The following is a 25,178-nucleotide window of genomic DNA, read 5'->3' as shown; positions in this document are numbered from 1 at the left end:
ACCCTTAAATAGTGATCACTGCGGCGACGCACCACAGGAAATCGGCACTAGCTGCCAGGTTGAAGTAATGGCCGTTATTCAGAAAGACCGCGTTTTGTGGGAAATTTTCGCTAGGTTTGGCATTCCAGTAAGTCGCCACATTCGGCGATCGATAGACCGGCCATCCGTATACCGCCATGTCGCCCCACTCACTCCATAAAGCGCCGATTTTGCGGGCATAATAGGGAGTATCTCCCAGCGTCAAATCAATATTCCTGGCATGCGTTCCGCCTGTTGTGGCAAGGAATGCCGGGAATTGGGCGGCAACGATCTGCCCTGGTGACGGAATGAAATATTTTTTCGGGCTAATAGCGTGCGTGATGGTTTCACCCCGGTAATTTTTTCCGGTGATACTGACAGCGCCGGGCCCAGTGATGGTGATCCAGCCATCGGCCGTGATAGTTGCCGGGCCGTTCACTGTCCAGGTGATCGGCTTACCGCCATGCCCGACGACGTATAAACGGTACCTGGCCCCCGCAAACGAGGTGGTAGGGGTAAAGTCAGTGTAAAACCATCCATTGACGCCGTACCCTTTGAGAGCAAACGAGGTAGTTGTGTCCCACACGGCCACCCGCCTAAATTCATTCGCATTAGTGAGTAGAGTCGATGCTAAAGTGCCGTTGCTGCTATATTCTTCTACGCGGTCATGCTTACCCGCTAAAACAGGTATCCAAACGCTAAGAGGGCCATTGTCAGAAGGGGACAACGTTGTCCACCAATCCGCCCACATCGTGCCTGGCGCAGGCGCTCCCGGCCAACCATACGCGGCCAGATCACCCCATTCCGACCACAGCGCACCCAAATTACCGCGCCGGGTATCCTTTCCAGACATTGGCCGCCCATAGACCAACTCATCAACTGACGGCACACGCCCCCACATCGTGATCGCCCATTGCTCAACGTTCTTAATCAGCCCTTTCGTGCCGTCCTGAACAAACCACAACACCGGGTTAATGGCGTGGATGACCGTCCGATCCCGTGCATCGGTGCCGGTCACCGTCACCGGCCCAGGCCCGGTGATCGTGACCTGGGCGCTACTGTCCATTGGCGCAACTGTTGCGGGGCCGTCTACCGACCAGGTGATCGCCCCTGCGGCCCCTTGTGCGTCAATCATGTATGTCGCACCGGCAAAGCTGGTAACCGGCTGAAACTCGCTTGTCATCCAGCCATTGACATGAAAACGGACGATTTCGAAGGTAGGAACATAAAGCGCATCATGATAGCCCGCGACCAGGTCGAACCGGCCCGCCCGTACTGAAAGCGGCCGCTGGTTCAGCACATCAAAGAAATAGCGGCGGCAGGTGCGGCCGTACTGACGGATCAGATTCATCATCAATGCGTTATTGCGGCTCAACTGTTCATCGTTGATACGCAATAAAATGACGTCCCAATCTAGCCACAATTGGCGCTCAAGCTGTTGGATTTGGCCGATCTCCAGCCGTTCGAAAATCCGCGCAAAACCGGCCTTGCTGCCCGCGTCTTTGGCGTTCACAAAGGCATATTTCACCCGCAAGCGAAACAGCGCCAGGGACTCACCAGGGAAGCGATCAATATCCCGCTGGTACGCAAGCAGGGTTAATAGCTGCTCGTCACAGGTGTCGACGTCGATCTGGGCCAGGGGGAAGGTTAGCCAGGTATACACCCGCTCCCACCACACTTTTGAGGCATGGGCCAGGGTGAGCGGTTCGCCCTTGTTCATCCACACCGGTAGGTTGATATCAGGTAGCTTACTCATCGGCTGGCACCATCTTTAAGGTACGCAGGCGCGGCACATTCAACCCACTGATAATGTCGCCCAGAGAGAACACTACAGAGGCAATATCGGGGAACGTGTCGTGCAATTCTTCGCCCAGGCGTGACATAGAAAACCGGCTGAACGGCCAGGTTTTTTGAACGTCATAATCGGTATTTTCCCGAAACGCGGCGCGCACCAGGTTACCGGCGTTACCCATCAACGTGGCCGTTTGCTCTGCGGTCAGGTGACTGGCGGCATACAGATGCACGGTGACGGTGAGGTCATGACGGGTTTCCGGCAGCGGCAAGCACAACACATCATCGCCATGCCCGTGGTTGCCTTGGGCCATCACGTAATCGTTGACCATGTCGATAAATGGCTGGCTGGCAATGCCGGAATCAAGCAGCAAGTAAACGTTGGCGGTGCCTGGCCCGCGCGGGGCGTCGTGCTCGAAAAAAATGCGGTCGGTATTCAGCCCGGCCAGCCCGGAAATCATGCCACGATAGACGGCATCAATATGGTATTGGCCCACAAGGTTGAATTGGTTTTTCACCCGATCCCGCAAGTCATCATCACTTTCCTGATCTGCGCCGGGGGCAGTTAACCAATCATCCTCATTGACGGCGGCGGCAATACCGTCGACTGCCACGGGCAAGATACGATAGTAACCTGGTGCCAGGTTAAACCCGCTGCCCTCCAGCTCAGCCGTGACGGGTACCAGGGCACTGGCTGTGCCTGCGGGGATGGTCATATCAACCGTGGTTAACAGCCGGTAAATCGTGCCGTTAATACGTTCAGTTTGAATGACGGTACCCACCGGCACGGTGATTTCCCGGCCGATCTCCACCTTGGTGAATCGGACAGCCCCTACGGCTGCGGTGGCGTCTTTGCGCGCCACGTTGACCGCCCAGGCGAACAGGTCAACAAAGGTATTCCCGGCCGTTGCCAAGAACAGATTGCGCATGACGACATTGACCAGGGCATCCGTCAGCCACAATACCGGCGCGGTGATGATGGCTGTGATCAAGCGCCAGAACGGTGACATGCGCGACGTGTTAGTGATCAGCCCTTCTTCCCGCGCAATGGCGGTGAATTCGGTCTTGATCTGCGCCTCGGTGGTTGGCATGCCCTGTTCGGCCAGAATGGCTTTATAGTCTGGGTTAGGTTTATTGTTCATTGTTAATTAACCTGTTGGTCACTGAGAGCGGCCCGAAATCATAGGTATCCGCCGCAATAAAATAATCCCCGTTGCCGCCGTCTTTAATGCTGACCGTACCCGGCACTATGCGGGTGTCCGTTTCAACCAATAATTCTATTTGCATCATGATGTCAGCCCGCAAAACCGGGCTGCGTTCGGCGATCAGCTCTTTAACGATCCCGGCTTCAATAATCATATGGACAACGTCTTGCGCGATGCTTATGCGGTTGTTGCACAGCACCGGCTCATTGCCGGAATCCAGCGTGAAGTTTTTCCCGGTGATCAGCAGGTCGATATATTTCAGGTCTGTGCTCATCCTGCGGCTAGCTCCCTGGACTCCATCAGCGAATCGAACGTTTGCTGGTTTTGTGGGTAGATATTGACCTCACCGTAATGGCGGCTGTTATCGGTTACCTTGTTGCCGCTGCCGTTCGAAATGGCTTTGCCGATGCCGCCGCGCTCCATCTGCGGGGCATTAAGGCCAGCCGGTGCAGCTACACCGGAAACATTCGACGCGGCATCACCGATCGGCTTCAGGTCGATATTGACGCCGGGAATTTTGTTCAGCTTGGTGATAATCCAGTTGTACGTTTTGCCAAAGGATTCCAGCAGGTAATCCCATAGCCCGCTAAACACGTTGCCGATCGTGTCCACAAAGCCGGTGAAGGCTTCGACCGGCGATAAGCCAGAAAAGTATTCAACCACCATTTTCCAGCCCACACGGATCACCTGCCAAAGCACAGAAAAGACTCTACCGACCACCTCCGCCGCGTCTGCCACCCATCGAAATGCTTCGGTATCCATCAGCGCGGCTTTCAGTTCATCCCAGTATTTAATGGCATACCAGACGCCCGCGACCAATGCAGCGATACCAAGAATAATCAGGGTGATCGGACTCATCAGCAGTTGCATAGCCACGCCAGCAAACGCAGCCGCGCCGCCGAATGCCCACATCGCAACGGTGGAGATCACCATGCCCGCACGCTGCAACAGGGCGGCAGCGGTGGAGGTACGGAAAGCCAGCGCGCAAGCCAGTAACGTGGCCCGGACAAAGCGCATAACGCCGTTGTAGGCAACGGCAACAATCCCCGCTAACTGCAAGGCGCGGGCCTTCAAATTAATCACCCACAGCAGCGCCTTAGCCGTCACCGTGGCAAGCTTCCAGATCCCTGTCAGCCCCAGCCAGATAAATTTCGACACCCCAACCACGATATTGGCGGCAGCACCGGCCGCGCCGAGCGCCAAGGTACCGAGGGCGATATAGCCAATCCACCGGGCAATATTGGGGAACATGTCCAACCACTTGGCAAATGTCTCCCCGGCCTTAATAGCGTAATCAACCAAAGGGGTAATAGCGGGGATCAGGCGCATGCCCACGGCAACCCGGATACGCTCCCAGACTTTATCTACCCGTTCCCACATTTTCGCCATTTTCGCCGCCATCTCGGTGGCACGGTCTAGCCCCTGGGTGTTGCCCATATCGCGCATATGCTTTCTAAGGGCATCAGCCTGGCCCCAGGCGGCGGTCAGCGCCTGCGCACCATCGCCAAAGGCTTTATTCAGTGCGGCCTGTGCCTTCACATTGCCTTCGATGGTGTCGCCAAATTTGGCTTGCACCTTTTGCAGAATGTCAGGGAATTGCAGCATTTTGCCCTGGGCATCGGTGAAGCTCAGGCCCAGTTGCTTGCCGCCTTCGATCGCACCTTTTAGGAAAGCATCATAGATGCCGCCCGCCTCAGTGCCTTTGGTCTGACTCAATAGCCCCATGACGGATAATTGTTCATCCATCCCGGCGCCGTACTGGGTGCCGGTGCCCTTGCTGGACTTCACCAACTCTCGGATCTCATCAATGCTGGCGCCAAAGTTTTGCGCCATGTAGGCCGCTTTTGACGCCATCATTTCAACAAAGGGCACGTTGCCGATCTGGCGCACCGTCGACCGGTAATTGTTCGCCATATCGCTCATGTAGCTAGCCGCCTGGGCGGCGCTGGATTTGGTCGCCACCGCAAGGGTGTTGATCGCTACGGCGGCGCGCGGCAACTCCCCGTTGGTTAACTCGGCCAACTCGCTCTTAATGATGGTGCCCGATGCGATGAATTCAGCCGCCGATTTACCGTAAGCAGTGCTGAACCGCTGGGCGGATTGATACATTTTATCCAGGCTGTCGGTACTCACGTTGCGGGTAGACAGTTCATCTAAGGCGGCTTGTACCTGGTCAGCCGGGCCCAATAATCCCTTAACCCCTTGCACGACACCCCATAACCCGGCAGCACCGATCGCTACCTGTTTAAAAGCGCTGGCTGATTTCTTGGCGAAAGCCTCAACGGATTGCTGGGCCTTGCCGAGCGGGGCGCTCAGGTTGTTTTTGAGACTCAGCAGAAAGGCTAATTCTTTCATCAGGGTTATGTCCTGGTTCCGTTAAAGGCAAAGGCGATGCCCGCCGCGACGCTGTTGATATTGCTTTCGTGGAAATACTCGGCCAGCCAGAGGGCACGGGCCAGATTCATGACGCTGTCACCCTGTTCGTCCTCGCTGTCACTGTCAGACGGTGAGGGCAAATAGTGACGCCGTAGCGCCACCATCTGTTCATAATGGCTGGCCCGGATATGCTCGACTAACTGGCCTATTCCTTTACTTCGATCTCAATGGCCGGTGCATAAATCTTGTTGATTTTTTCAGCCATCTGGGCCCCCACACCAGGCATCAGCAACAGGGTAGCCAGGGCTTCACGGGATTCCGGGGTAACGATGCGTTTCAAGTAGGTATTGACCGCGCCCACCACATCCTCAGCCCGTGCGGATTCATTCAGACATTTGTTATAGGCTTGCAAGGTAGGGGCAAATTTCAATTCACTGCCGCCCACGCTCAGGGTGATGATGCCGCTATTTTCTTTGCTCATGACTTAAATCCTTTCTCTGTTGAATTTCAGTAACTAACTGGTTATGCCTGGCGGCACAGGGCACATACATGCCGCTGTATTGCTTTAACACCAGATCAAAATCATTTCCCGTTGTCCCCGCCAGGCGTGGCAGGCTTTCCGGGCACTTCGCTAACAGGCTTTCCTGATAAGATTCGCTCGGCACGTTCAACACCTTGGTTGAACAGCCGCACATACTCATCAGTAGCGCACACGTTAGTAAAAACCGGCTTGATGATTTCGGTGTGGATCTCGCGCTCCGTGTGGATTTCATTGCTATGAATGTCCTGTAATTTGGCGTCTAGCACCCTGGCCGATTCAGAGGAAACCCCCTGAACCACCTCGCGCAACTCGTCGCGAAAATTAGCCTCACGGGTGGCGGCTGATTCACTGATCACGGTGTTGAACCAGGCACCGGCCGCTACCCCAATGCAAAACCACACAACGAGCGCTTTCATTTAGCGAACCCCTTCATGCTCAAGGCTAAAGTGATTGCCATCGGGCCGTTTAAAACGCCCGCCCCAGCTCCCGCCGAGTGACTCCCAATAGACGCCCAGCGGCTCATATTTGGCGCTGTCGGTCTGATACACCCCATCAATAAACAGGTTGAAATCCACCGCCAGGCGCTTGGTGTGCAAGCTGTTGCTGATACCGGCCCCGGTCTTGGCATTTAATGCCGCTTGCTCCGGGGTGCGGTAGGCTTCGCCAAAGGTCAGCCGCATGCCGTGGTCACCGGCATAGGTGATCAACTGGGCAATCAACTGGGTAAAAAGTTGCTGTTTCTCGCTTAATTTCATGATTCATCAGCCTCTTTCGTTTTCGTTTGCAGGTACCGCCTAAGCAGTGTCTCGATCACGGTATGCCCCAAAATCCCCAGCGCCGACGCGATACCGATCAGGCTGATTTCTTCCAGGTCAGGGAAGTGGATCAGCGCCAGCCCTGCCATCATCGACACTGCCGAACCCAGCAGAATGCGGCCAATCAGCAAGCGCCAAGTCAACTTTTGCTCATCCAACAGGACTTTGCCCAAACCGATCACCGCACCAATAACAATCAGTTTAAAGAGCGTGGTTTCTCCATTTGGCATAGGTCACCCGATCAAGTCGCGAACATCGTTTTCGGACAACATCGGTACACCGTCGATGTGAACAAAATCGGGGCTCGTCACAATGTATTTAACCTTGTGGCTGGCGGTTTCCCCGCCCTTCGGGTCGAAGGAAAACGGGCTGGTGATAATCAACTTGCAGCCGAATGCCTCAACTTTTAACTCCTCATCCCCCGTATTGGCATACCAAAGAATGTCAGTGGTTGGCATGGCGCGATAACTTCCGGCCGCACGGGCAACCGCGCCGATTTTCTTGAAATTCTTGGTATCCAGTTCCATTTCACCTTCGGCCGCGACGTCACCGGCTACGTGCCCATCAGGCACCCCGCGCGTTTGCGCAGCGGCAGTGTTGTCCGTCACATCCAACGTAGTGGTTTTTACATGGATAATTTCGGTGCCCAGGGTGATATCAAAGTCCATGCCCCCGATACGAGCAGTCATGATTGTGCCTCCAGTGATGTATCTAACATGATGCTGACGGTGATCGCTTTCGGGCTCTCATACGGGCGAACAATGAGATAAACGCTCACCGTATTGGCATCGCTCCACACGATTGCCACATCGCCTTCACGCGGCGGTTTTACCTCGCCAGGGAAGGTGACGCCGTTGATTTGCGCGCTGCGTGACATGTCACGCATGGTGCGGCTGAAATAAGTCTTATGGGCGGCAATGCTGCCCGGTGTGCTGTTCAGCGACCGATCGCCGATTTTGGCAATGGCTTGGAGGCGCACCCGGCGCGCGGCTTTGTCGACAATGCGCAGGTATTCGATCACCGGATAGTCACCGCCTTTAACCTCCAGCGTTAACCCGTCTGACCAATACATGCCCTCATAATCCGCGTACCACATTGGCACGGAATAGCGCAGGTCATGCATAGCGCGCAGGTGAGCCAGGCTCAATTCTACCCCGGCACTGTCTACCGGCAGATCACTGGACAGTCCCACCAATGCGCCGGTTTTCACCCTGGCTGGGCTGTCAGCAATGGTGACACTGCGATGACACAAGCGGCCCGCCAGTGCGCCCACTTCGTTGCCCCACAGCGCTGGCACCAGTTGCACGGCGTGTGCCGCCTTGCCGGTGGCGTTGGTTGACAGTTTTTCAAGGTATTGCGCCCAGGATTTATCGGCGCCGCCCTCAAGCGGGCCAGGTACCGCCAACATAAACCACACCCAACGGCCCAGCTTGCTGATCAGTTCCTCACGCAATGCGCTGAAAATGCCGATATCAGCGGCGGTGGTATCGGCACTGAGATCGCCGATACTCACAACACCTTCAACGGAAATCATCGGTTGCACGTTGCGGATAGCGTCGACTTTTGCCGCTGCATCAGCGCCAGCGGGCACGATCAGGGCATAAGCCTGCCAATTCTGGCCCGCGTTCAATTGGGCCGCGCGGAGGTTCTCGCGCAAGATATCGCTGGCGTCGGTCAATTCCACGTCAATATCGGACTGGGAATTGAGCATAACCAGATCGCCCACCGTGGCCGCTCCGTCATGCGCGTGGCCGATGAATAAAACGGTGCGCTCAATCTCATTGATTACGCCCTGGCGCTGGTTTAGCTGGTTAATCGTTACATTGGGCCATGTCATTATTGCTATCCTCTTACGTCCTGGGTTCGCGTTCTCCAGCCGAAATTAATCGCCTGAAGCTGGCGCACCAGGATCTTGTTAAATTCATCGTCACTCACGGCTAGCCATTCGCGACCAGGTAGGGTGATAGTCCAATTTGTTGCGGCGCTTTTGCCTTCCATGCCGCGAATAATGGCCCCGGCTTTTTGCTTGCTAAGGCTGTTCATAATTTCGCTAAGAGAAGGCTTACGCGGGGCACTGGTTGGGAATTCGGTATACCCCAACTCCAGCAACCGTTTAGCCTGGCGTAATGTCGCCGACTCGCCGTTCTTCCTGCTTGCCTGGGCGGCTTTTGCTGCCGTCATCTGGGTAGAAAAGCCCGTTTGCTGGATTCGGCCAACGACGCCAGGCGGTACTTTTTTCTGTCCTTTCAGGTAAATCCGTGCTGACTCTTTCGCGGGCAACTCGCTGATCGCCATCATCTTGGGTAACTGGCTAATCATCTTTCCCTTGAATCCGCTTTTCCTGGCGGGCCACTTCACCCCCTCGGCATTTTCCTGGCGCTTTTGGTGGCGGCGCGCGGCAACCATGACGCCCAGCTTCAAGATGCGCCATAACAGGCGCTTTCGTTTAGCGGGCGGTAACTCCGCCGCCCTTAGCTCCCTTCGAAGCGCTGCCCATTGCTGGGTGTTGAGCGTGAAATCAACTTGCATCGCCGGTAACCTCAACAGGCGCACCCGCCTGGCCCGCCCCATAAATCCAGCCACGGGTTGCCACGCTCACTTGCGCAGGGACAACGCTGTAGCGCTTACCCTGCAAGGGGATCACGCCGTTCTCGTCCTCCACCAGATCGATATCGTCGGCCAGGGGCACGGTGATGGTGATAATGGCGTTGCCGTCGTCCATCAACTGCACAAAGACCGAGGGCGGATCTAACTCCAAGTGGTTGTAATGTTCGTTTGGATGCTCAATCAGCCAGGCAGCAACCAGGGCAAACAACACATCAGGGTCATACTGGCGATAGGGCCAGCGCTCCCAGGCCAGGGTTGCGTTATAGCGGCGAACCTGAACACGCCGTTGATTTTTTCCCTGCTCATTGAGCCCCTTGGCTTTGGCCGCGTGGATCAACTCAATGTCATCCATCCAGGCATCGGCCCCGGTGGTATCCATCAGCCGGTCAGGTAAGTTGCTATGCACAAAGCTGTAAAGCTCATCTAGTTGCGTCATACCAAACGCACCCCCACCCGCTTAAGCCCCTTAATGCTGCGGATCACCACGGCGGCTTCGGCCAGCAAAGACGCCTTGGTCTGCGGGGCGTCCTGGTTGGTGTTATCTTCACGGCGGCTGACGGCGGCAAATTCGCCCATCAAGTCGGCTTTGGTGCGGGCATAGACCGCTTTTTTATACTGGGCCGTTAAGGCGTTCTCCCCGTCCATTATTGGCCCTGGCACGTCTTTGGCCGTGGCGTAGCCCTTGCGCTGTTGCATGCTGACAAAGTCAGACAAGGACGGGTTAATCTCTGCAACGGCGGCAAGCATGGCCTGGATAACCGTGGCTTGGTTGATGGTGGGCGGAATGCTGCGCTGGCGCTGGAAATCATCCAGGGCCAGGTCAGGCCAAAACCCATCATTTGTGAGCGTGGCCTTTTGAAATCCATCATCACCAGGTCTAAACATGCTTGCCTCTCGTTACAGGGTGCGGGCTGACGAGTTTCCACGGCCCGTGATGCGCAAGCGCTACGGCCTCCACTCCGCCCGCCCCGGCGGGCCGGGTGTCGGTACTGCCCCCCGATAACTCAGGGAGCGGTGTCAGTTTCCGCCTTTTCGGCGGCTTGTTTTTCCAGGGCGCGAATGCGTGAATCAATGCGCTTTCGCAACGTTTCCACCCCGATTTTTTTATGGAACCCTTCCGCCTGGGCCAACAGTTCATTGGCTTTTTTCAGCGTCGAAATGTCATTAATCGCACTGGCTACGGGCTTGCCGTCCTTGTCCCTTAGCAACAGTTCCCCAGCGAACTTGAACCATTTGGCGGTGATTTTTTCGTGTAAGCGCCAGTTTTCACGCACGTTGGTAAAGGTGCGGGAAAAATAGGGCTCGATGTTGTGGCCCGCCTGGGCCTCAGACATGGCCCATTCCAAGACGTAGTCAGCAACGAATGCCGGAAACATGCGCTTGATGTTGTCAGGGGTTGGCTGTTGTTGCTTAATGGCAATGTCAGCCCACGCCAGTGCCTTATCAATGTCGCCAGTATCAAACAGCCATACCACGCAGTAGCCGAAAACCGGGTAAACGTAGGCGCGTTCAGCCGCTAGATAGCGCTCGGCATAGGGCAACCACTTGGGCAATAGTTCGGTGGCTTTGAGCTCAACCCGATCCGCCGTGCGCGGCAAGGCGCGCAGGCGTTGAATATCTTGCTCAAGGCTCAATAATTGAAGGTGCAGGCTATCGGCATTACCCGCGACCAGTTCGCCCGTGGGGGCTGGCCTGGCTTTTGCCTGGGCCAACATCTGGGCACGAAATCGCAATGGATTGAATGTCATTAGCCTGCCCCCGGTTAGACTTCGGTTTTATCCAGCGCGCCTTCGCCTTCACTATCCACACCAGGGATCAGCCCCATCAGGCGGGCGGCGTCGATATCCGCTTCGGCTTCGATTTTCACAGACGATTCATCAATCGCGCCGTACATCATCGGGTGCCCCAGGGCATAACCCTGGTTACGCCACCAGGCGTTTTCGAAGCCCATGCGATCCTGAACGTGCTCCGCACGGCGGTACTGGTGCCCACGCTGGGAATAAACGTGCAGGTTTGCCAGGGTGGTGGCAACCATGCGTTTGCCCGGCAGGAACGGCGCGACATACACGCGGCGACCGGTCACGGTATTTGCCAACATCTGGGCCGCAATGTTTTCGGTCGGCTTGCCCGCCTCTTGGAACAGGCGGAATTGCTCGGCCGCGATCAGGTCAGAACCGATCAGCAGCACCAGCGCCGGGTCATTCTGGAACTGTTGCGGGATAGTGGTACTAATCAGCCAGGACGCCATTGCATCAAGGGTTTTAAAAATGCCGTTTTCGCCCAGGGTCAATGTATCCGGCCCCGGATTAATCACACGTTGGGTAAAGCCTGGGATGCGATCTTCTTCCGGGGTGGCCGGGTTGGCGTGCAAGGTGTCAAAGTTTTTGGCGATCTGGTGCCATCCGATGTTGATATCTTCCCCATTCGGGTAAGCGACCAAATCAGTCTTAGGCGCGGCTTTGATACCGTTGAAGCCCACGCGGGCGATATCGTTCGCGAACGTCACCAGGGTGAATTCCGCCACCATCTGGATAAATTCTTCGTCAGTGGTGCCAGAATGAATCCAGTCAGATAAGGTTTCCCAAGGCAAACGCGCACAGGAGTCGGTGGCATACAATTGGTAAACGTTGCCAGAAACGCCCACATCCTTGGTAAAGCGGCGATCGGGATCACGGCCGGTGAACACCCCAGGGTTGCCCACGTCAATGACTTGCCCACGGATTTGGGTCACGTCACGCATGGTGATCATTGGCAAGAACCAGTTGGATTCCATCAACGCCAGGCGTAAGGCGGTTTCCTGCGGTGGGCTGATACTGAATCGCCCGATCCCATTGGTACCCAGAGGCAGGGAATTGATATTAGCCCCGCTGGCCTCGCCGATTTTCTTGGCATAAGCGTGGATTAATTCATAAAGTCTGTTCATTGACATGGCGAATAGTCTCAGTTATTTGTCATTGCGTTTACCGCAATGACGATTTAATTCATGCTGTTCCGGCTTTATTAAGCGCAAATCAGAATGCGTAGTTTTTACCGCCGGTTGCACCAGGGGCGGGATCAGGCAATTTGGTGGTGACCTGGTCGAGTTTGTTAAATTTCTTGTCGGCATCTTTCAGCTTTCCTTTCAGCTTGCTGAATTCCCCGCCCGTCACTTCTTCTTTAATTTCGGTGACTTCTACCTGGACGGTTTCAAGGTCGCTTTGGACTTGTTCTACCGCCGTTTGAATTTCCGTTACATCAGTGACGTTTTCTTGCAGCGTGGTAATAACTGCCGCTTGTTCTTCAATCGTTGCGGCCTGTTCATCAACCTGATCTTGCAATTCTGCAACCGCTTCAATAATCACCTGCACATCTTCTTCGGAAAACTTCCGACCAGAAAATAGGCGGCTTTTTGGTTTTTCCGTTTTCTTTTCATTCCCTTTTTCGGGAATATTAAACAGGCTACGAAATAGCGTTTTTTTAGGCTTCTCATCTTTATTTGACATAGTAAATTCCTTGGTGTCGGCAACATCGCTAATTACTAAAGGCTCCCAGGAGCCATAGGTGCGGCCATCGCGTTTAGAGTTAAACCGCAGGCGCTCGGTGCCAATACTGGCGGGGGAACTGGTCACGCCCAGCCCTTCAAGATAGGGCTTGCCGGTACCGCAAAAATCTAGGGTTTCGGAGGGTTCGATAGAGCAAAACAGTAGCTGGCCGTTCCGGTTGGCATACATCAGATCCATACTGGGACAAAGCCGCGCATACAGACGCATTAACCCATCTTCTTCCTCTGCTTTGAGTTCCTGCACTTCGCCTTGATTGCCCATCCAGCGTTCATGCTCAGGCCAGATCAATGCCGTATACACGTTGGGGTCGTAACTTTCCGCCATATCAATAAGCCATTGCGCATCAATTTCGCGGCCATCAACGGTTTTACCCTCTGTGGCAATACGGATAAAACTGGTCGTCAGTTGTGAACCGGTCATAATTAACCTTCTAATTAATTTGGCTGGCGTGGTGATAGTATTAATGTCATTCAGTATTGCGGAATGAATCTATAATTTCATTCGTTCATGTTCTGATTGATTCGTAATAACGTATTATTTCGAGTCATTCCGATATTTACCCCTGAATTCAATTAAGCAAAGCCGCCATAATGGAGGCATGACCAGAAAATCAAAGTATCCAGAGGAATTAATCGGCGTTGCCCGTTCGCTCTACTTGAAGCGATGGACAGCCCAGGAGATCGCCGCTGAATTAAATCTTAATTCAACGCGGGTGATTTACTATTGGGCGGATAAATTCGGGTGGCGCAGTCTACTGAGTGAGGAAGATTTAGAGTCTGTCATTAATCGCCGGGCGGCGGTGTTGGTCGACAAGCCCAATAAAAATGAGGCTGAACTTAAAGAACTTGATAAGTATATCGACCTGCATGCGAAATTGATTGTAAGCCGCCATAAGCATGCGGAAAAAATCCACGCCATGAATCTGGAAGCCGCCGCGCGCGGTATCCGGGCCGAGGGCGCGGGCGGGGTTATCGAAGCCATCGCCGACGAGGGCAACGAGGACGGCCACACCAGCAAGCGCCGCCGCAAGCGTAATGACATTTCGGGGATTGGTGAGGCTGATTTTGCCGAGTTCGTCAGCGGGCTGTTTGGCTATCAGAAAACGCTACGTGAGGCAAAACAGCACCGCAACCGGATATGGCTCAAGTCTCGCCAAATCGGGGCGACCTGGTACGCAGCATTTGAAGCATTAGAGGACGCGATCCTAACCGGCAACAACCAGGCGTTTCTTTCCGCCTCTCGGCCTCAGTCGCTGATTTTCCGACGTTACATTGTGCGCTTTGCCTTTGAGATGTTCGGCATTGAGTTGAAGGGCGATCCTATTGTGTTGAGCAACGGGGCGGAATTGCATTTCTTATCAACCAACAGCAACACCGCCCAGGGCTTTTGTGCCAACGTCTACATTGACGAAATTTTCTGGCAGCGTGGCTTTACTGAACTGAAAAAGGTTGCAGGGGCGATCGCTACACATACCCACCTACGCCGCACCTACATTTCTACCCCTAGCGCGAAGACGCACCAGGCTTATCCGTTCTGGACGGGCGACGAATGGCGCAAGGGCAAAAAAGCACGGGAAAACGTTGAATTCCCAACTTTTGAGCAGATGGAACAGGGGATCATGTGCCCGGATAACCACTGGCGCTATATCACCACCGTGGAAACTGCTGTCCGTGATATGAAGGCAGTGGCCCAGGCCACGGGCGATCCCACCAGGGTACTGATTGACCTGGAAGAAATAATCGAAGAAAACGGCGCAAGTGCCTTTAATCAGCTCTACATGTGCATGTTTGTCGATACCGGTGATTGTGTATTCCGCTTCGACCAGCTCGAAAAATGCCTGGCTGACGTGTCGACCTGGGACGATCACGACGTCAGCGCCCTGCGACCTTTCGGCAACCGTGAAGTGTGGGCCGGATATGATCCAGCGCGCACCGGGGATACAGCCTCATTTGTCCTGGTGGCCCCGCCACTGGTTGAAGGGGAGCCCTTCCGCGTCCTGCACGTCGAAACCTGGCACGGCTTTAACTTTAAATACCAGGTTGGCCGCATCAAGGATTACATGGCCCGCTACAACATTACCCACATTGGGATTGATACCACCGGCATCGGCGGGCCGGTGTTTGAAATGGTGCAGGAGTTCGCGCGCCGTGAAGCCACCGCCATCCATTACAGCCTTGAAAGCAAGAACCGCCTGGTCATGAAGATGATCGACGTGGTCGAGCACAAGCGCATTGCCTGGGATAACCAGGATAAAGGCATCGCCGCCAGCTTTATGGCTATCCACCACACCACCACCAAGAGCGGCGGGGCAATGACCTTTGTCGCCGATCGCAGCGCCGATACCGGCCACGCGGATAAATTCTTCGCTATTGCCCACGCGGTGATTAACGAACCGATCAACAACGAGCGCAAGCGGAAATCCCGCTGGGCCAACCGATTCACAGGAAATAACGATGAGCAAACGCAAGCGGCAGCACAAAAGCACCCAGCCGAAAACCAGCAATGCGCCAGCCGTTCCGGCGCGCCGTGGCACGTTCAGCATCGTGACCACCGATGTACCCATGCCGGTATTAACCCAGGGCACCCAGTATCACGAAATCTGGTACGACAACGCTTACGACCATTGGCGGCAACCGATCGACCGGCTGGCACTGGCCCAGCTTGCCAACATGTGCGGCACACACGGAGGGGTACTGTATGCCCGCAAGAATATGGTCATCAGCGACTATATCGGCGGGGGGCTCAGTCTTGGGGAAATGGGGCAAGCGGCCTATGACTATTATTTATTCGGTGATATCGCCATTTTGAAGGTGCGCAACGGGTGGGGGGACGTGGTCGATCTGGTACCCCTGCCCGGACTCTATTTACGCCGCCGTAAAGACGGTGATTTTTCCATCCTGCAAAAAGGGCCATCGTTAATCTATCCGGCCAGTGACGTGATTTTTTTAAAACAATACGATCCCCAGCAACAGGTTTACGGACTGCCGGACTACATCGGCGGCATGCACAGTGCATTGCTGAATACAGAGGCCACCATTTTCCGCCGCCGTTACTACCACAACGGGGCGCACACCGGGGGGATTATCTACACCACCGATCCCAATTTAACCGATGAAATGGAAGATGATATCGCCAAGAAAATCGAAGAATCCAAGGGCGTCGGCAACTTTAAAATGATGTATATCAATATCGCTGACGGTGGGGAAAAAGGGGTGCAATTTATCCCGATTGGTGACGCTGGCGTTAAAGATGAGTTTGCCAATATCAAAAACATCAGCGCCCAGGACGTGCTGACCGCTCACCGGTTCCCCGCTGGCTTGGCAGGCATCATCCCCACTAACGGGGCCGTTATTGGTAGCCCAGAGGTGGCCCGCGACACATACCGACCAGATGAAGTGATCCCGGTTCAACGTATGTTCGCCAGCGCCATTAACCACGATCCCGAAATCCCGCCACGGTTACACCTGCAATTCAACGGCATCGATAGCCGCGGGCTTCCTATCACGCAACCATCGCGCAATGAAGTGGTTATCACGCCAGGTGAATCGGGGGTTGCATGAGAAATAAGCGGCGAAAAGTGCTAAAATCCTTGCAAGATAGGCGCAGTTTTGAGGATTTTGGCATGGCGCAACTAAAAATCACCTGTAGCAAATGCGGCGCGCGGATGCACATCCGCAAGTCAGTATGGAAAACGACGCAATTTGCTGACCTGTATTGCACCTGCACCAACGTAGAATGCAGTGAAACCGGGGTATTTAATGTGACGTGGTCGCATGCAATCAGCCCCAGCGGCTTGGAAGGCAAGGGACTGATTAAGGCACTGTTGGAAAGGTTACGGCCGGACGAACGGCAGATGGCGCTAGACCTGTTGCAAGGGCATGCCGGATAACAAGCCCCCCGCCAGATAAAGCGGGGGTTTCTTTTATCGGGCATACGGCCCAATCCACACGATCGGATCATCAGGTAACGTTTCTTCCTGGCTGCACTGACTGTCAACCTTGCGTTTCCTAGCCATCTGTTCCGCCGCCTGTTTCTTAAGACGCTCAAAGAGGGCGCTTTCTTTCTTCTCTGTTTTCTTCACTGGTCTGTTTTCGATATAAAGCGCCCCGTCTTTACCCGCCCGGTACCGCTGCCCCTCCACCACTAACACCGCCCCCGATGCCACTGATTTCACCTGTGCCCTGGTTAGTGTCAACCCAATGGATCGAGCAAAATCTTCAAGTTGGTTTTCTTGTGGGGTCAACGCACGGGCCTGCATGATTTCCCCCACCGTTTTCTGGTGAGTCTTACCCCGCCGTTGCTCCTCCCACTGCAATGCAACCTTATGGTAAGCCCGTGCGGAGGCTTCGCGCTCGGCTGCAACCTTGGCGGCCCAGACGCCAGGCGGGCTACTGCTCGCTTTGAGTGGCGGCCAATCCTCATCCGTCAGGGGTATAGATAATGACTGCACGACTTGCATCAGTGGATTCTCCCCTTTTTCCGGTGTGCAGCTACGCAAACGTTGGAGCATTGCCCGCCGTTCCTGTGGAGTCATGCTATCGACGTCAGGGTTAAATGGCGGGGGAGTTCTGTCCATACCTTCCGGGGCTGAATTGTTAATTTTTTGTTGCCCCGTACAGTTAATGACAGAACTCCGAGGGGGCACGGGGGTGCCCCCAAGGTCAACAACCAAATCAACGGCCACGTCAACGGCCAACCCCGGCACCTTGCCAGCATCATCGGCCCGCTTCTTAAGGACGATTTTGTATTCCTTGGTATGGGTGATAATGGGGCAACCCTCGCCGATCTCCGGCATGTACACGCCGCGAATGCGCTTGACGACTTCACCATAATCATTTGGCTGTTCCCGCTGCTCATACCAGGGGCGAACGGTAAGATCGGCACGCTTCACGAATGGGCCACCCTGGGCCATGACATAACCGGCCCAATCGGGTTTATTGGCAGCATCATGGACAATGGCGCATTCCACGCTAAGACCCATCGCCACGTCGTGATCATCCAGTTGGCGGAATTCCCGCCAGGGTGAAACCGGCACGCAGCCCAGAAATTGGAATTGCTTGATACCCCAGAGAGAAGCCCACGCGCCGATCGCCCTGGCGCTTTCTGTCATTGGCTTGTGTGTCTCATCGTCTAGCAGATCATCAAGGGCGTAACCGTCGATATTCTTTGAAATGTATTTAGCGATGTAGCCGGTGGCCGAGCCCTTTTTCTTGTCGATAACTTCACAATGGAAACGCGCTTTGCGTGCCCGCTTGCTGGTCAACTCGTGGCTATCCTCATCCCGTGCATAGTCCTCAAAAATTTTGAGGATCGCCGCGCGGTCATCAGGCTGGATGAAAAGAAGCATATGCCAATGTGGCGTGCCATCGTGGTGGGCCTCGGTCACACGGACACCAAAATAGCCCAATTCCTTCCGGCCTAACTTGGCGCGGATACGGCTCCACATACCAGTAAAATAAACCTGGGTTTCATTGGGCAGCGCCCCATTCCATTTGTGGTTGTTGTAACCGTGCCGGGTAGTAGCATGGTATTTAGAGGGCGCGGTGATCGTCAGGAAAAGCCCTTCATAACCCATCGAGTTGGCTACATCTTCATAGCCGCGAACGCGAACCATCAGTTCATGCCGCTTGATCGTCGGATTGGCAACGCTGGCATACACTTTATCAATCAGGGAAAAACGTTCGCCGGTATCTTTATCTTCCAGTTCCATCGCTTCTAAAAACTCACGGTTACGCCGTCTTTGTTCCCGGTGATTGCACCGGGCATCATGGCTGGCGTAAGCCGTCTTACCCTTTTTCTTGCTGACCTCGGCCAACGCGATAAAAAGCCCCTCACGCCAGCGTTTGGCATGGGTAGTCAGTTGGTTAAGCCACCATTTTTCGCTGCACATTTTGAAGGTGTTACTAACCAACTTGTCGAGAATATCGTTGATATTTTCAGCATGGATATCGGCATTATCAAAGGTAGCCTGACCGGGAGGAATGCGACGGAAACGCCGGGTGATCTCCGCCGCCCGGCTATAGGCATCACGTAGCCGCTGGGCGTATACCGTGTTGGGTACATCGTCAACGCTGGTAAGGGCGAATTCATCTTCATCAATGATCAGCCCGATTTCGCTACGGATAAAATCGGTGATTGCACGGGCCAGGGTTTCGGTACTTTTGCGGCCACTGCTTGGCAGAGCGTTGAAAGCCCTAGCCAACAGCGCGGTATCCATAACTTGAACAGATACCGCCATGCGATCGTGTACCAGGCTAAGGCGCGGCAATACTCTCTTGATGAATGTTTTCACCAAAAAGTTATTGGCTCGCCGTATCCCTTCAACTTTGGTTTTCGTGCTGCGTTCTATCCAGTCCATCTTTCCACGGATCAGGCGCTGCACAAGGCCAGGCTGACGGCTAAGCGTTTCCTGAGCTTGTGATAGCTGTTCGGCCATTTGCAGCCGTAGACGCTCGTCTTTGCGGATCAGGTATGGCGGTGGCTCAATAGCCGCGCGGGGTGCATTCCACGCATGAACCCCGGTAAACGTTTCAGCGTTTCCGGGGTATGGGTGCGGCGGAGTTGGCGCACGTCGGTGCGTGTGCGTACTCATTCGTATTGTTGAATTTGATGCTGTAGGGCACTCACCGCGATGATAGCCGCTTTAAATTCACGACTACCCCCTATTGGTACGTTACGCCCCACCTTTGTACTTGCGGAGTTAACAGCAGATCGAGGGATCGCTTTAAGATTTTCAATCCGGTAATTGCCGGAATTACCATCAACGAAAATAATCGCATGATCGCCAGGCAAAGGGCCGTTCACGCACTCCCACACAAACTGTTTCAAAAGTATATTTTTACCACCAATCATGATCCGACGACTTACAGCCCCCCCATCCCTTTCACCAAGTAAGTGATGCAATCTATCCCCAATGCTTGAGGCCGCTCTATTTAGCCCAAATTCTTTATTAAACTCTGAGCAAATTTCTTTAACTGTTGGCAACCTGCACCGCAATAAAAAATCATCCTGTGATTTTGTATACCGCCCCCTTGCTGGGGACGATAAGCGAGAACCATAGACAATTGAATTAAGCGCATGGATACTTATAAAAAATGAAAACCTCTCATTAAAGAGCGCAAGTAGCTCTTTTCGTGGTAAATGCAAATTATTACGCAAAAAATTCAAATGAATTTTAGTGTATTTCTTATTCATTATTATCAACCCCCAAAGCTTTAGGGATACTACTTGCATACCCCTCATACACTTGCCGGTTAGCTTCTAGCACGGTGTTATAACCACTGATAATCACGCCGGAAACTTCCGCAATTGCTTTCGAGCGAGTAACCTCAGCCTTGATATCATCTATGCTTAAATCCTCTTGATTTAAGCGTTCCAGCGCTGCGAAATTGTGATTAATCAAATCAATGAATTTGTTTTTCATACGACCGCCCCTAGCGTTGCTACTAACTCCTGTACGGACTTACGCCCCCCAGCTTTACAACTCACCGAGCGGGGAGCGGTTATGGTGTGATGCACAAAGCCTGGGTAAAGGGCGATTGACTCCATTGTGTAATCGTTTGACACGGTCACATTGCAGCCCCGGCCAGACGCCGCCCGCAACTCTGTAACAAGGCGCAACTGTGCATCTTGATTAAAACCATCGGTGTGGTACTGCGTGAAACTGTCCACATAAGGCGGATCACAATAAATGGCGTCACCTGGTACGCTCATGGTTAACGCCTCTTCAAAGTCGCAACAAATAAAAACGGCTTTTTTATCATTGGCTTTTTCAGAAAACTGGCGGATCTCTTTTTCAGGAAAGTAAACCCCTTCGCGCTTTCCCCATGGGGTATTAAATTTTCCGTTACGGTTGTAACGCGTCAGGCCGTTATAACAATGACGATTGAGATACAGGAACATGATCGCGCGATATTCTAAATCGCTTTCAAAATTGAAATGATTACGCGCGACGTAATAAGCATATTCTCCTTGCATATCTTCAAAGTAGCCTTTAGCCCTTCTGATAAATGACTCAGAATTATGCATAATGACATTGTAGAAATTAATCAGATCACCATTTACATCTGCAAGCAAATACTGGTCATAATCAGTATTCATGAATATCGCACCACTACCCATAAAAGGCTCAACCAGGCGGCGACCTTTTGGTAATAGCGGGTGCAAGGCTTCCATAACACGCACCTTAGAACCGACCCATTTAAGCGGAGTGTTATAAACGGTCATTTCCTCACCTCGTTGCAATCAGGTTCAATACTTAACATGACGTAACCCGGTGCATAACCGCTAAGGTCGGTAATGTGCGTTATGATTCTGTAGACATCCCTGCCGGTATATCCATCCTGCACAGTCCATTCTCTAAGCCACAATTCATCCCCAACAGAGAACAATCTGTCAGCCTGTCTTATCTCAGCCTTTTTATGCCCTGATATAACCGCTTTGAAAAACCCCGGCAGAATCTTTAACTCATGCGATTTTGTTTCGTGAATCATGTTAAACCATGCCAACGACAAAGAGTCGACCTTACGAGGCTTAAATATGGTTACCCCGGATATCTTCGTTAAATGATTCATATATTCCACTCCTAATTCAGATAATAGAAATCCCGGCGCAATATAAAAAGCGCCAGTTAGCCCACATCAACCGCATTGAAATAAATGCCGGGAACTACTCATGCCCGGCGCATGTTTCCGTAGTAACTTTATCTCGTCTGATGCTGTCCATTCTTGTAAGGACTCAGACGAAACCAACTACCTGGAATCCCCTATATGTGAGCACATCCCCATTGACGCCCCCGTCACCGTTAAAGGAAAGGGATGCACTCACATATAGGGCCGGGCTTAACCCGGCTACGCTATATATGAGAACAACAACACGCCCAAACTTGCGACAAGATCATAAAGAGCACTAGCCAAATTCCAGGCATAGGCGCACACAAAGGCGGGCCAAAAAAACGTTGACGTAGCTTTCATAAGCGTCATGCGAATATACCCATAATCCGGGCGAACCAGCGACGCTGTTTTTTTGGCTTGGGCATATGTGGCAATGCCTGTTCTTTAAGAAAAAGCACCTCACTAGGTTTAGGCTGGTAGGTTTTACCGTTTGGTAACTCTAGCCAGCCATGCGCGTGGATACGCTTGGTTATTTCCTGGCTATGCGTCATTCGGTTGGATTGACGGCGCAACATTGTAGATATTGACGGGCATTGTGTTGTAGTCATGCCGATACCCCTGCACTTTCAAGAGGGAAAAATTCAGGTGATTTCCCCATAGGCCAATCACTTGTTAGTTGTAGTATTTCTATAGCCTCGTCTGCATGCGCTGCATACGCGGCAGATAGAGCTATATCATTGAGGGCTTTACACACTAAATGGATCTCGCTCTTAGAGTGCGCCGGACATTTCTCGCTGGCATGCTCTTGACGCCAGGCATACATTTTAATCACTGCGTTTGCAGCTTTATAAAATGGCTTATTCATGCTGTTCCCTCGCGTTGCTGATACAACTCATCTATATAGCCAGTGGCCTGGGCCTGGGCGTCAAACTTGCCGTAGGACTGATCACCCTGGCTGACGTGGTATCGCGTGACTGGCTGGGTTTTATTCCTGGGTAAACGGGTGATCCCGAACCCCCGATAAATGCTGGTATGTTCGCTGACCTTGGTCAGCGCGTGGACTTGCTCATCCATGCTGCCGCCCCCGTCCTTACAGACCAATCCACAGCAACCAGGCATCACGTTGTTCCTTCGGCCGGTTGTAGAAAGCATCACGCATAGCGCGGTTAAACTCAGGGATGTACACCCAGTTTTCGGATCGGGTGTTTGGGCTTTTGGCTTCCGGGTTTGTCCACGGGATGATCGGCAACTTGCCAGCGTCAATCATGCTTTTGACGGTATCCGCTTTCTTGCCGATCATCTCGGCAAACTTTGGGTAAGGCACTGCGTCAACTGCGTGACGTACCTCTACGAATCCCTCCAACTCTTTTTTAGTCATATGTCATAATCCCCTTGGCGCTATACGCTTAATTCGGCCTGTAACTGCTTATACAGGCGGTTGCTTACGTCCATAAAGGGATTACATGTAATCCCAATAACGGGGAGTTTAGATTAGATATGATCCAAAAGGCAAGTATCGGGGAGAAAATTTTTCTGATGAGGAAATCCGAGGGATTATCCCGCAGAGAGATGGCAGAGCTAACCGGAGTCTCTGCTAACAACCTAAAAAACTATGAATCAATAGGCAGGCAAATACCTGGAGACTACTTAGCGATGATTCTTGAAAACCCACGATTTGAGAAGTACACGCTTTGGCTGATGACTGGCAACACTGCACCAGAAGCCGGACAAATTGAACCGGCTCTCTCTCTTAGTGGGCCAGAGGTCACGGCAACGTCGCACCGCTCCGGTCGCAAGACTGGCTAACGTTACATCATGATTTTATTGACTGGATAGATTCACTATCACTCTGCCACACCGGAGGGCTTCGCAATGACTATTAAGCGGCTCGAAGGTGGTCAATACGAAGTGGACTTATACCCGCGTGGGCGTGATGGAAAACGCATCCGTAGGCGATTCGATAAGAAACAAGAGGCCGTCCTTTTTGAACGCTATGTAATGGCAAACGTAGACAAAAAAGAATGGTTAGGGGCCAGCGTAGACCGCCGAACCCTCAGTGAATTACTAGATACCTGGTGGCTGCTGTACGGCCAAACGCTGGAAAATGGCGTAATAGAAAAACGACACTTGAAGAAAACCATTAAGGCTTTGAGTGATCCAGCCATCAACCGGCTAAGTAAGCGAACGATCGCTGAACATCGCAGCGCCCGCCTGGATGATGGGATAAGCGCTGCAACGATTAACCGCGATATCTATCGTCTATCGGGCATGTTCAGCACTTTGATTAAGTTTGATGAGTACCGGAAAGAGAACCCCTGCCAAGGTTTAGCCCCGCTGGCAGAAGTACCGCCAGCAATGACTTACCTAAGCAAGCCGGAAATAGGCAGGTTGCTGGAAGCATTGAAAGGGGATGATCGGCGGGTAGCGTTACTGTGCATGAGTACCGGGGCAAGATGGGGGGAAGCTTCAACCCTTCGGGCTGAACAGGTGATTCATGGGCGTGTAACGTTCCTGAAAACGAAAAACGGTAAAAACCGTACCGTTCCGATTTCGGATGAATTGGAGGTGGAGATAAAAACCACTGAGAGCGGGCCACTGTTCAAAGTCGACTATGAAAACTTCTGCGAACGACTCAAGCTAGTGAAACCCGATTTACCACGCGGGCAAGCTACACATGTGCTTCGGCATACGTTCGCTAGTTGGTTCATGATGAACGGGGGCAATATTATTGCGCTACAGCAAATCCTGGGGCATGCCAGCATACAACAGACGATGGTTTACGCTCATCTATCCCCGGATTTCTTGCAACACGCGGTCACGCTCAACCCACTTGGCGGAGGGCTAACGGTTTGACTACATTGACTACAAGTTGTCTACACCTATAAAGCCAGCTACCACCTATAGCCGCTTATAGCGGTTATAGAGTGAGTTGATTTATAAAGGTTTTTGTCTAAGTGACTGATAAAAAAAACCCCCGCATCATGCGGGGGAAGACAGGGATGGTGTCTATGGCAAGGAAAAACAGGGGATTACTCAGTCATACTCAACTTCTGGGCAGAAGTTTGCTGCAAACCAGAAATCTGTTGCTTCATCAACTGCACACGCTGCTGATGCTTCTGGTCTAAAACACTTTTTTGCTCTGGCGTCAGCAGGTTATACATTTGGTTGCGTACCCGGGCCATTTCGACCTGGCGCTTAACCTGTTCCTGAGCCATCTTTTCCGCCTGGGCCTGCACGGCGGCTTCATCAAATTTATCTGCGGTGACCAGCTTATGCATGGTTTCCACTTCGTCTACATTAACACCAGGCAGATCGTAACGGGCCTGGCGCATCAAATCGCGCATTTGCTGGCGTTGCTGTTCGGTCAAGCGAACGCCGTCGAACATGTGATTCTGGCCAAGCGCTCTCAACAGTGCATCATTAGCAGGAGGTTGGACAGTTTCCGGTGTAGTATCAGCAGCAAAGGCAGCGGTAGAACCTATTGCCAAAATTGATGCCATAACTACTGCGGTCACCTTAACCATTTTTACTCCTCGAGCTTTCTCACTTTGCGAATCAACGAGGAGCAGTGTATCGCTGCACCTGCAAACATGCGTCAGGGCATGTAAAACTACGTAAAGTCATGGAATAGCAACAGTTGATGACGTATTTTGCGTCAGGAGGTAAATCAC

The 25,178-nt window shown here is 53.0% G+C and carries 32 protein-coding genes; 5 read left to right on the top strand and 27 right to left on the bottom strand.

Translation table 11 applies throughout. From position 1 onward, the window contains the following. Window positions 1–4 precede the first annotated feature (4 nt). The 17 genes from AC6HVW_RS23125 to AC6HVW_RS23045 form a co-directional block, all read right to left on the bottom strand. Window positions 5–1,774, bottom strand: a complete 1,770-nt coding sequence (locus AC6HVW_RS23125; RefSeq protein WP_497569698.1) for a phage tail protein — start codon at window positions 1,772–1,774, stop codon at window positions 5–7. Then, on the bottom strand, window positions 1,767–2,951 hold the full coding sequence (locus AC6HVW_RS23120) for a baseplate J/gp47 family protein (protein WP_497569697.1): 1,185 nt from the start codon (window positions 2,949–2,951) through the stop codon (window positions 1,767–1,769). Before AC6HVW_RS23120 ends, AC6HVW_RS23125 begins: the two co-directional genes overlap by 8 nt. Beyond that, a complete protein-coding gene (locus AC6HVW_RS23115; RefSeq protein ID WP_497569696.1) occupies window positions 2,941–3,288 on the bottom strand; it encodes a DUF2590 family protein in 348 nt (115 codons plus the stop codon). Before AC6HVW_RS23115 ends, AC6HVW_RS23120 begins: the two co-directional genes overlap by 11 nt. Then, window positions 3,285–5,369: a phage tail tape measure protein gene (locus AC6HVW_RS23110; protein WP_497569695.1), complete on the bottom strand. Its 2,085-nt coding sequence runs from the start codon at window positions 5,367–5,369 to the stop codon at window positions 3,285–3,287. Before AC6HVW_RS23110 ends, AC6HVW_RS23115 begins: the two co-directional genes overlap by 4 nt. Window positions 5,370–5,374: 5 nt before the next feature. Beyond that, window positions 5,375–5,554 (bottom strand): DUF6890 family protein, encoded by a 180-nt coding sequence (locus tag AC6HVW_RS23105; RefSeq protein ID WP_059199375.1) that lies wholly within the window; start codon window positions 5,552–5,554, stop codon window positions 5,375–5,377. 41 nt (window positions 5,555–5,595) lie between these two features. Continuing rightward, window positions 5,596–5,871 carry a putative phage tail assembly chaperone gene (locus tag AC6HVW_RS23100; protein ID WP_497569694.1) on the bottom strand — a complete coding sequence of 92 codons (276 nt, stop codon included), beginning with the start codon at window positions 5,869–5,871 and terminating at the stop codon, window positions 5,596–5,598. 101 nt (window positions 5,872–5,972) lie between these two features. Next, window positions 5,973–6,347 (bottom strand): hypothetical protein, encoded by a 375-nt coding sequence (locus tag AC6HVW_RS23095; RefSeq protein WP_209529644.1) that lies wholly within the window; start codon window positions 6,345–6,347, stop codon window positions 5,973–5,975. Beyond that, the gene (locus AC6HVW_RS23090; RefSeq protein ID WP_209529646.1) at window positions 6,348–6,686 is read right to left on the bottom strand and encodes a M15 family metallopeptidase; all 339 of its coding nucleotides are present in this window, start codon (window positions 6,684–6,686) and stop codon (window positions 6,348–6,350) included. After that, the gene (locus tag AC6HVW_RS23085; protein WP_497569693.1) at window positions 6,683–6,976 is read right to left on the bottom strand and encodes a phage holin family protein; all 294 of its coding nucleotides are present in this window, start codon (window positions 6,974–6,976) and stop codon (window positions 6,683–6,685) included. Before AC6HVW_RS23085 ends, AC6HVW_RS23090 begins: the two co-directional genes overlap by 4 nt. A 3-nt stretch (window positions 6,977–6,979) precedes the next feature. Then, the gene (locus tag AC6HVW_RS23080; RefSeq protein WP_065683777.1) at window positions 6,980–7,435 is read right to left on the bottom strand and encodes a phage protein; all 456 of its coding nucleotides are present in this window, start codon (window positions 7,433–7,435) and stop codon (window positions 6,980–6,982) included. Beyond that, the gene (locus AC6HVW_RS23075) at window positions 7,432–8,583 is read right to left on the bottom strand and encodes a DUF2586 domain-containing protein (protein WP_497569692.1); all 1,152 of its coding nucleotides are present in this window, start codon (window positions 8,581–8,583) and stop codon (window positions 7,432–7,434) included. The genes AC6HVW_RS23080 and AC6HVW_RS23075 overlap by 4 nt, the downstream gene beginning before the upstream one ends. Window positions 8,584–8,588: 5 nt before the next feature. Then, on the bottom strand, window positions 8,589–9,275 hold the full coding sequence (locus AC6HVW_RS23070; RefSeq protein ID WP_497569691.1) for a hypothetical protein: 687 nt from the start codon (window positions 9,273–9,275) through the stop codon (window positions 8,589–8,591). After that, window positions 9,265–9,789: a phage tail protein gene (locus tag AC6HVW_RS23065; protein WP_497569690.1), complete on the bottom strand. Its 525-nt coding sequence runs from the start codon at window positions 9,787–9,789 to the stop codon at window positions 9,265–9,267. The genes AC6HVW_RS23070 and AC6HVW_RS23065 overlap by 11 nt, the downstream gene beginning before the upstream one ends. Continuing rightward, window positions 9,786–10,238, bottom strand: a complete 453-nt coding sequence (locus AC6HVW_RS23060) for a head completion/stabilization protein (RefSeq protein ID WP_497569689.1) — start codon at window positions 10,236–10,238, stop codon at window positions 9,786–9,788. The genes AC6HVW_RS23065 and AC6HVW_RS23060 overlap by 4 nt, the downstream gene beginning before the upstream one ends. 119 nt (window positions 10,239–10,357) lie before the next feature. Then, entirely contained in the window at window positions 10,358–11,101 is a 744-nt protein-coding gene (gene gpM, locus AC6HVW_RS23055) for a phage terminase small subunit (protein ID WP_497569688.1), read from the bottom strand. 14 nt (window positions 11,102–11,115) lie between these two features. Further along, window positions 11,116–12,282: a phage major capsid protein, P2 family gene (locus tag AC6HVW_RS23050; protein WP_497569687.1), complete on the bottom strand. Its 1,167-nt coding sequence runs from the start codon at window positions 12,280–12,282 to the stop codon at window positions 11,116–11,118. Window positions 12,283–12,364: 82 nt separating this feature from the next. After that, window positions 12,365–13,315, bottom strand: a complete 951-nt coding sequence (locus AC6HVW_RS23045; RefSeq protein WP_497569686.1) for a GPO family capsid scaffolding protein — start codon at window positions 13,313–13,315, stop codon at window positions 12,365–12,367. A gap of 178 nt (window positions 13,316–13,493) precedes the next feature. On the opposite strand from AC6HVW_RS23045, the gene AC6HVW_RS23040 reads away from it, so the two are divergent. The 3 genes from AC6HVW_RS23040 (at window position 13,494) to AC6HVW_RS23030 (ending at window position 16,784) form a co-directional block, all read left to right on the top strand. Beyond that, entirely contained in the window at window positions 13,494–15,671 is a 2,178-nt protein-coding gene (locus AC6HVW_RS23040; RefSeq protein ID WP_497569685.1) for a terminase large subunit domain-containing protein, read from the top strand. Next, a complete protein-coding gene (locus AC6HVW_RS23035; protein ID WP_497569684.1) occupies window positions 15,565–16,455 on the top strand; it encodes a phage portal protein in 891 nt (296 codons plus the stop codon). Before AC6HVW_RS23040 ends, AC6HVW_RS23035 begins: the two co-directional genes overlap by 107 nt. Window positions 16,456–16,517: 62 nt before the next feature. After that, entirely contained in the window at window positions 16,518–16,784 is a 267-nt protein-coding gene (locus AC6HVW_RS23030; protein ID WP_497569683.1) for an Ogr/Delta-like zinc finger protein, read from the top strand. A gap of 33 nt (window positions 16,785–16,817) precedes the next feature. On the opposite strand, the gene AC6HVW_RS23025 is transcribed toward AC6HVW_RS23030, so the two are convergent. From AC6HVW_RS23025 to AC6HVW_RS22985, 9 genes are all read right to left on the bottom strand, one after another. Continuing rightward, entirely contained in the window at window positions 16,818–19,331 is a 2,514-nt protein-coding gene (locus AC6HVW_RS23025) for a replication endonuclease (protein ID WP_497569682.1), read from the bottom strand. A 152-nt stretch (window positions 19,332–19,483) separates the two neighbouring features. Then, on the bottom strand, window positions 19,484–20,089 hold the full coding sequence (locus tag AC6HVW_RS23020) for an HNH endonuclease (protein WP_497569681.1): 606 nt from the start codon (window positions 20,087–20,089) through the stop codon (window positions 19,484–19,486). After that, window positions 20,082–20,318 carry a hypothetical protein gene (locus AC6HVW_RS23015; protein ID WP_497569680.1) on the bottom strand — a complete coding sequence of 79 codons (237 nt, stop codon included), beginning with the start codon at window positions 20,316–20,318 and terminating at the stop codon, window positions 20,082–20,084. Before AC6HVW_RS23015 ends, AC6HVW_RS23020 begins: the two co-directional genes overlap by 8 nt. Beyond that, entirely contained in the window at window positions 20,315–21,121 is an 807-nt protein-coding gene (locus tag AC6HVW_RS23010; RefSeq protein ID WP_497569679.1) for a DNA adenine methylase, read from the bottom strand. The genes AC6HVW_RS23015 and AC6HVW_RS23010 overlap by 4 nt, the downstream gene beginning before the upstream one ends. Beyond that, window positions 21,118–21,468, bottom strand: coding sequence for a DUF3850 domain-containing protein (locus AC6HVW_RS23005; RefSeq protein ID WP_497569678.1), 351 nt, complete (start codon window positions 21,466–21,468; stop codon window positions 21,118–21,120). The genes AC6HVW_RS23010 and AC6HVW_RS23005 overlap by 4 nt, the downstream gene beginning before the upstream one ends. 404 nt (window positions 21,469–21,872) lie before the next feature. Further along, a complete protein-coding gene (locus AC6HVW_RS23000) occupies window positions 21,873–22,115 on the bottom strand; it encodes a phage filamentation protein Fil family protein (RefSeq protein WP_497569677.1) in 243 nt (80 codons plus the stop codon). Beyond that, window positions 22,112–22,372 (bottom strand): hypothetical protein, encoded by a 261-nt coding sequence (locus AC6HVW_RS22995; RefSeq protein ID WP_497569676.1) that lies wholly within the window; start codon window positions 22,370–22,372, stop codon window positions 22,112–22,114. Before AC6HVW_RS22995 ends, AC6HVW_RS23000 begins: the two co-directional genes overlap by 4 nt. Continuing rightward, complete coding sequence (locus AC6HVW_RS22990; protein WP_497569675.1) at window positions 22,369–22,581, bottom strand: hypothetical protein; 213 nt, start codon at window positions 22,579–22,581, stop codon at window positions 22,369–22,371. Before AC6HVW_RS22990 ends, AC6HVW_RS22995 begins: the two co-directional genes overlap by 4 nt. 16 nt (window positions 22,582–22,597) lie before the next feature. After that, window positions 22,598–22,885: a Cox family DNA-binding protein gene (locus AC6HVW_RS22985; RefSeq protein WP_065683761.1), complete on the bottom strand. Its 288-nt coding sequence runs from the start codon at window positions 22,883–22,885 to the stop codon at window positions 22,598–22,600. Window positions 22,886–23,004: 119 nt separating this feature from the next. Here AC6HVW_RS22985 and AC6HVW_RS22980 point away from each other — a divergent pair, with 119 nt between their 5' ends. After that, a complete protein-coding gene (locus tag AC6HVW_RS22980; RefSeq protein WP_065683760.1) occupies window positions 23,005–23,313 on the top strand; it encodes a helix-turn-helix domain-containing protein in 309 nt (102 codons plus the stop codon). A gap of 66 nt (window positions 23,314–23,379) precedes the next feature. Then, a complete protein-coding gene (locus tag AC6HVW_RS22975; RefSeq protein ID WP_497569674.1) occupies window positions 23,380–24,360 on the top strand; it encodes a phage integrase in 981 nt (326 codons plus the stop codon). Window positions 24,361–24,536: 176 nt separating this feature from the next. Here AC6HVW_RS22975 and cpxP read toward each other — a convergent pair whose 3' ends face one another. Beyond that, window positions 24,537–25,031, bottom strand: a complete 495-nt coding sequence (cpxP, locus tag AC6HVW_RS22970) for a cell-envelope stress modulator CpxP (RefSeq protein WP_024482887.1) — start codon at window positions 25,029–25,031, stop codon at window positions 24,537–24,539. Between the last annotated feature and the right edge of the window lie 147 nt (window positions 25,032–25,178).

It is taken from the genome of Serratia sp. NCCP-200 (assembly GCF_059697885.1).
The sequence above is the reverse complement of the archived record's forward strand: the minus strand, read 5'-3'. Positions and strand labels throughout refer to the sequence as shown.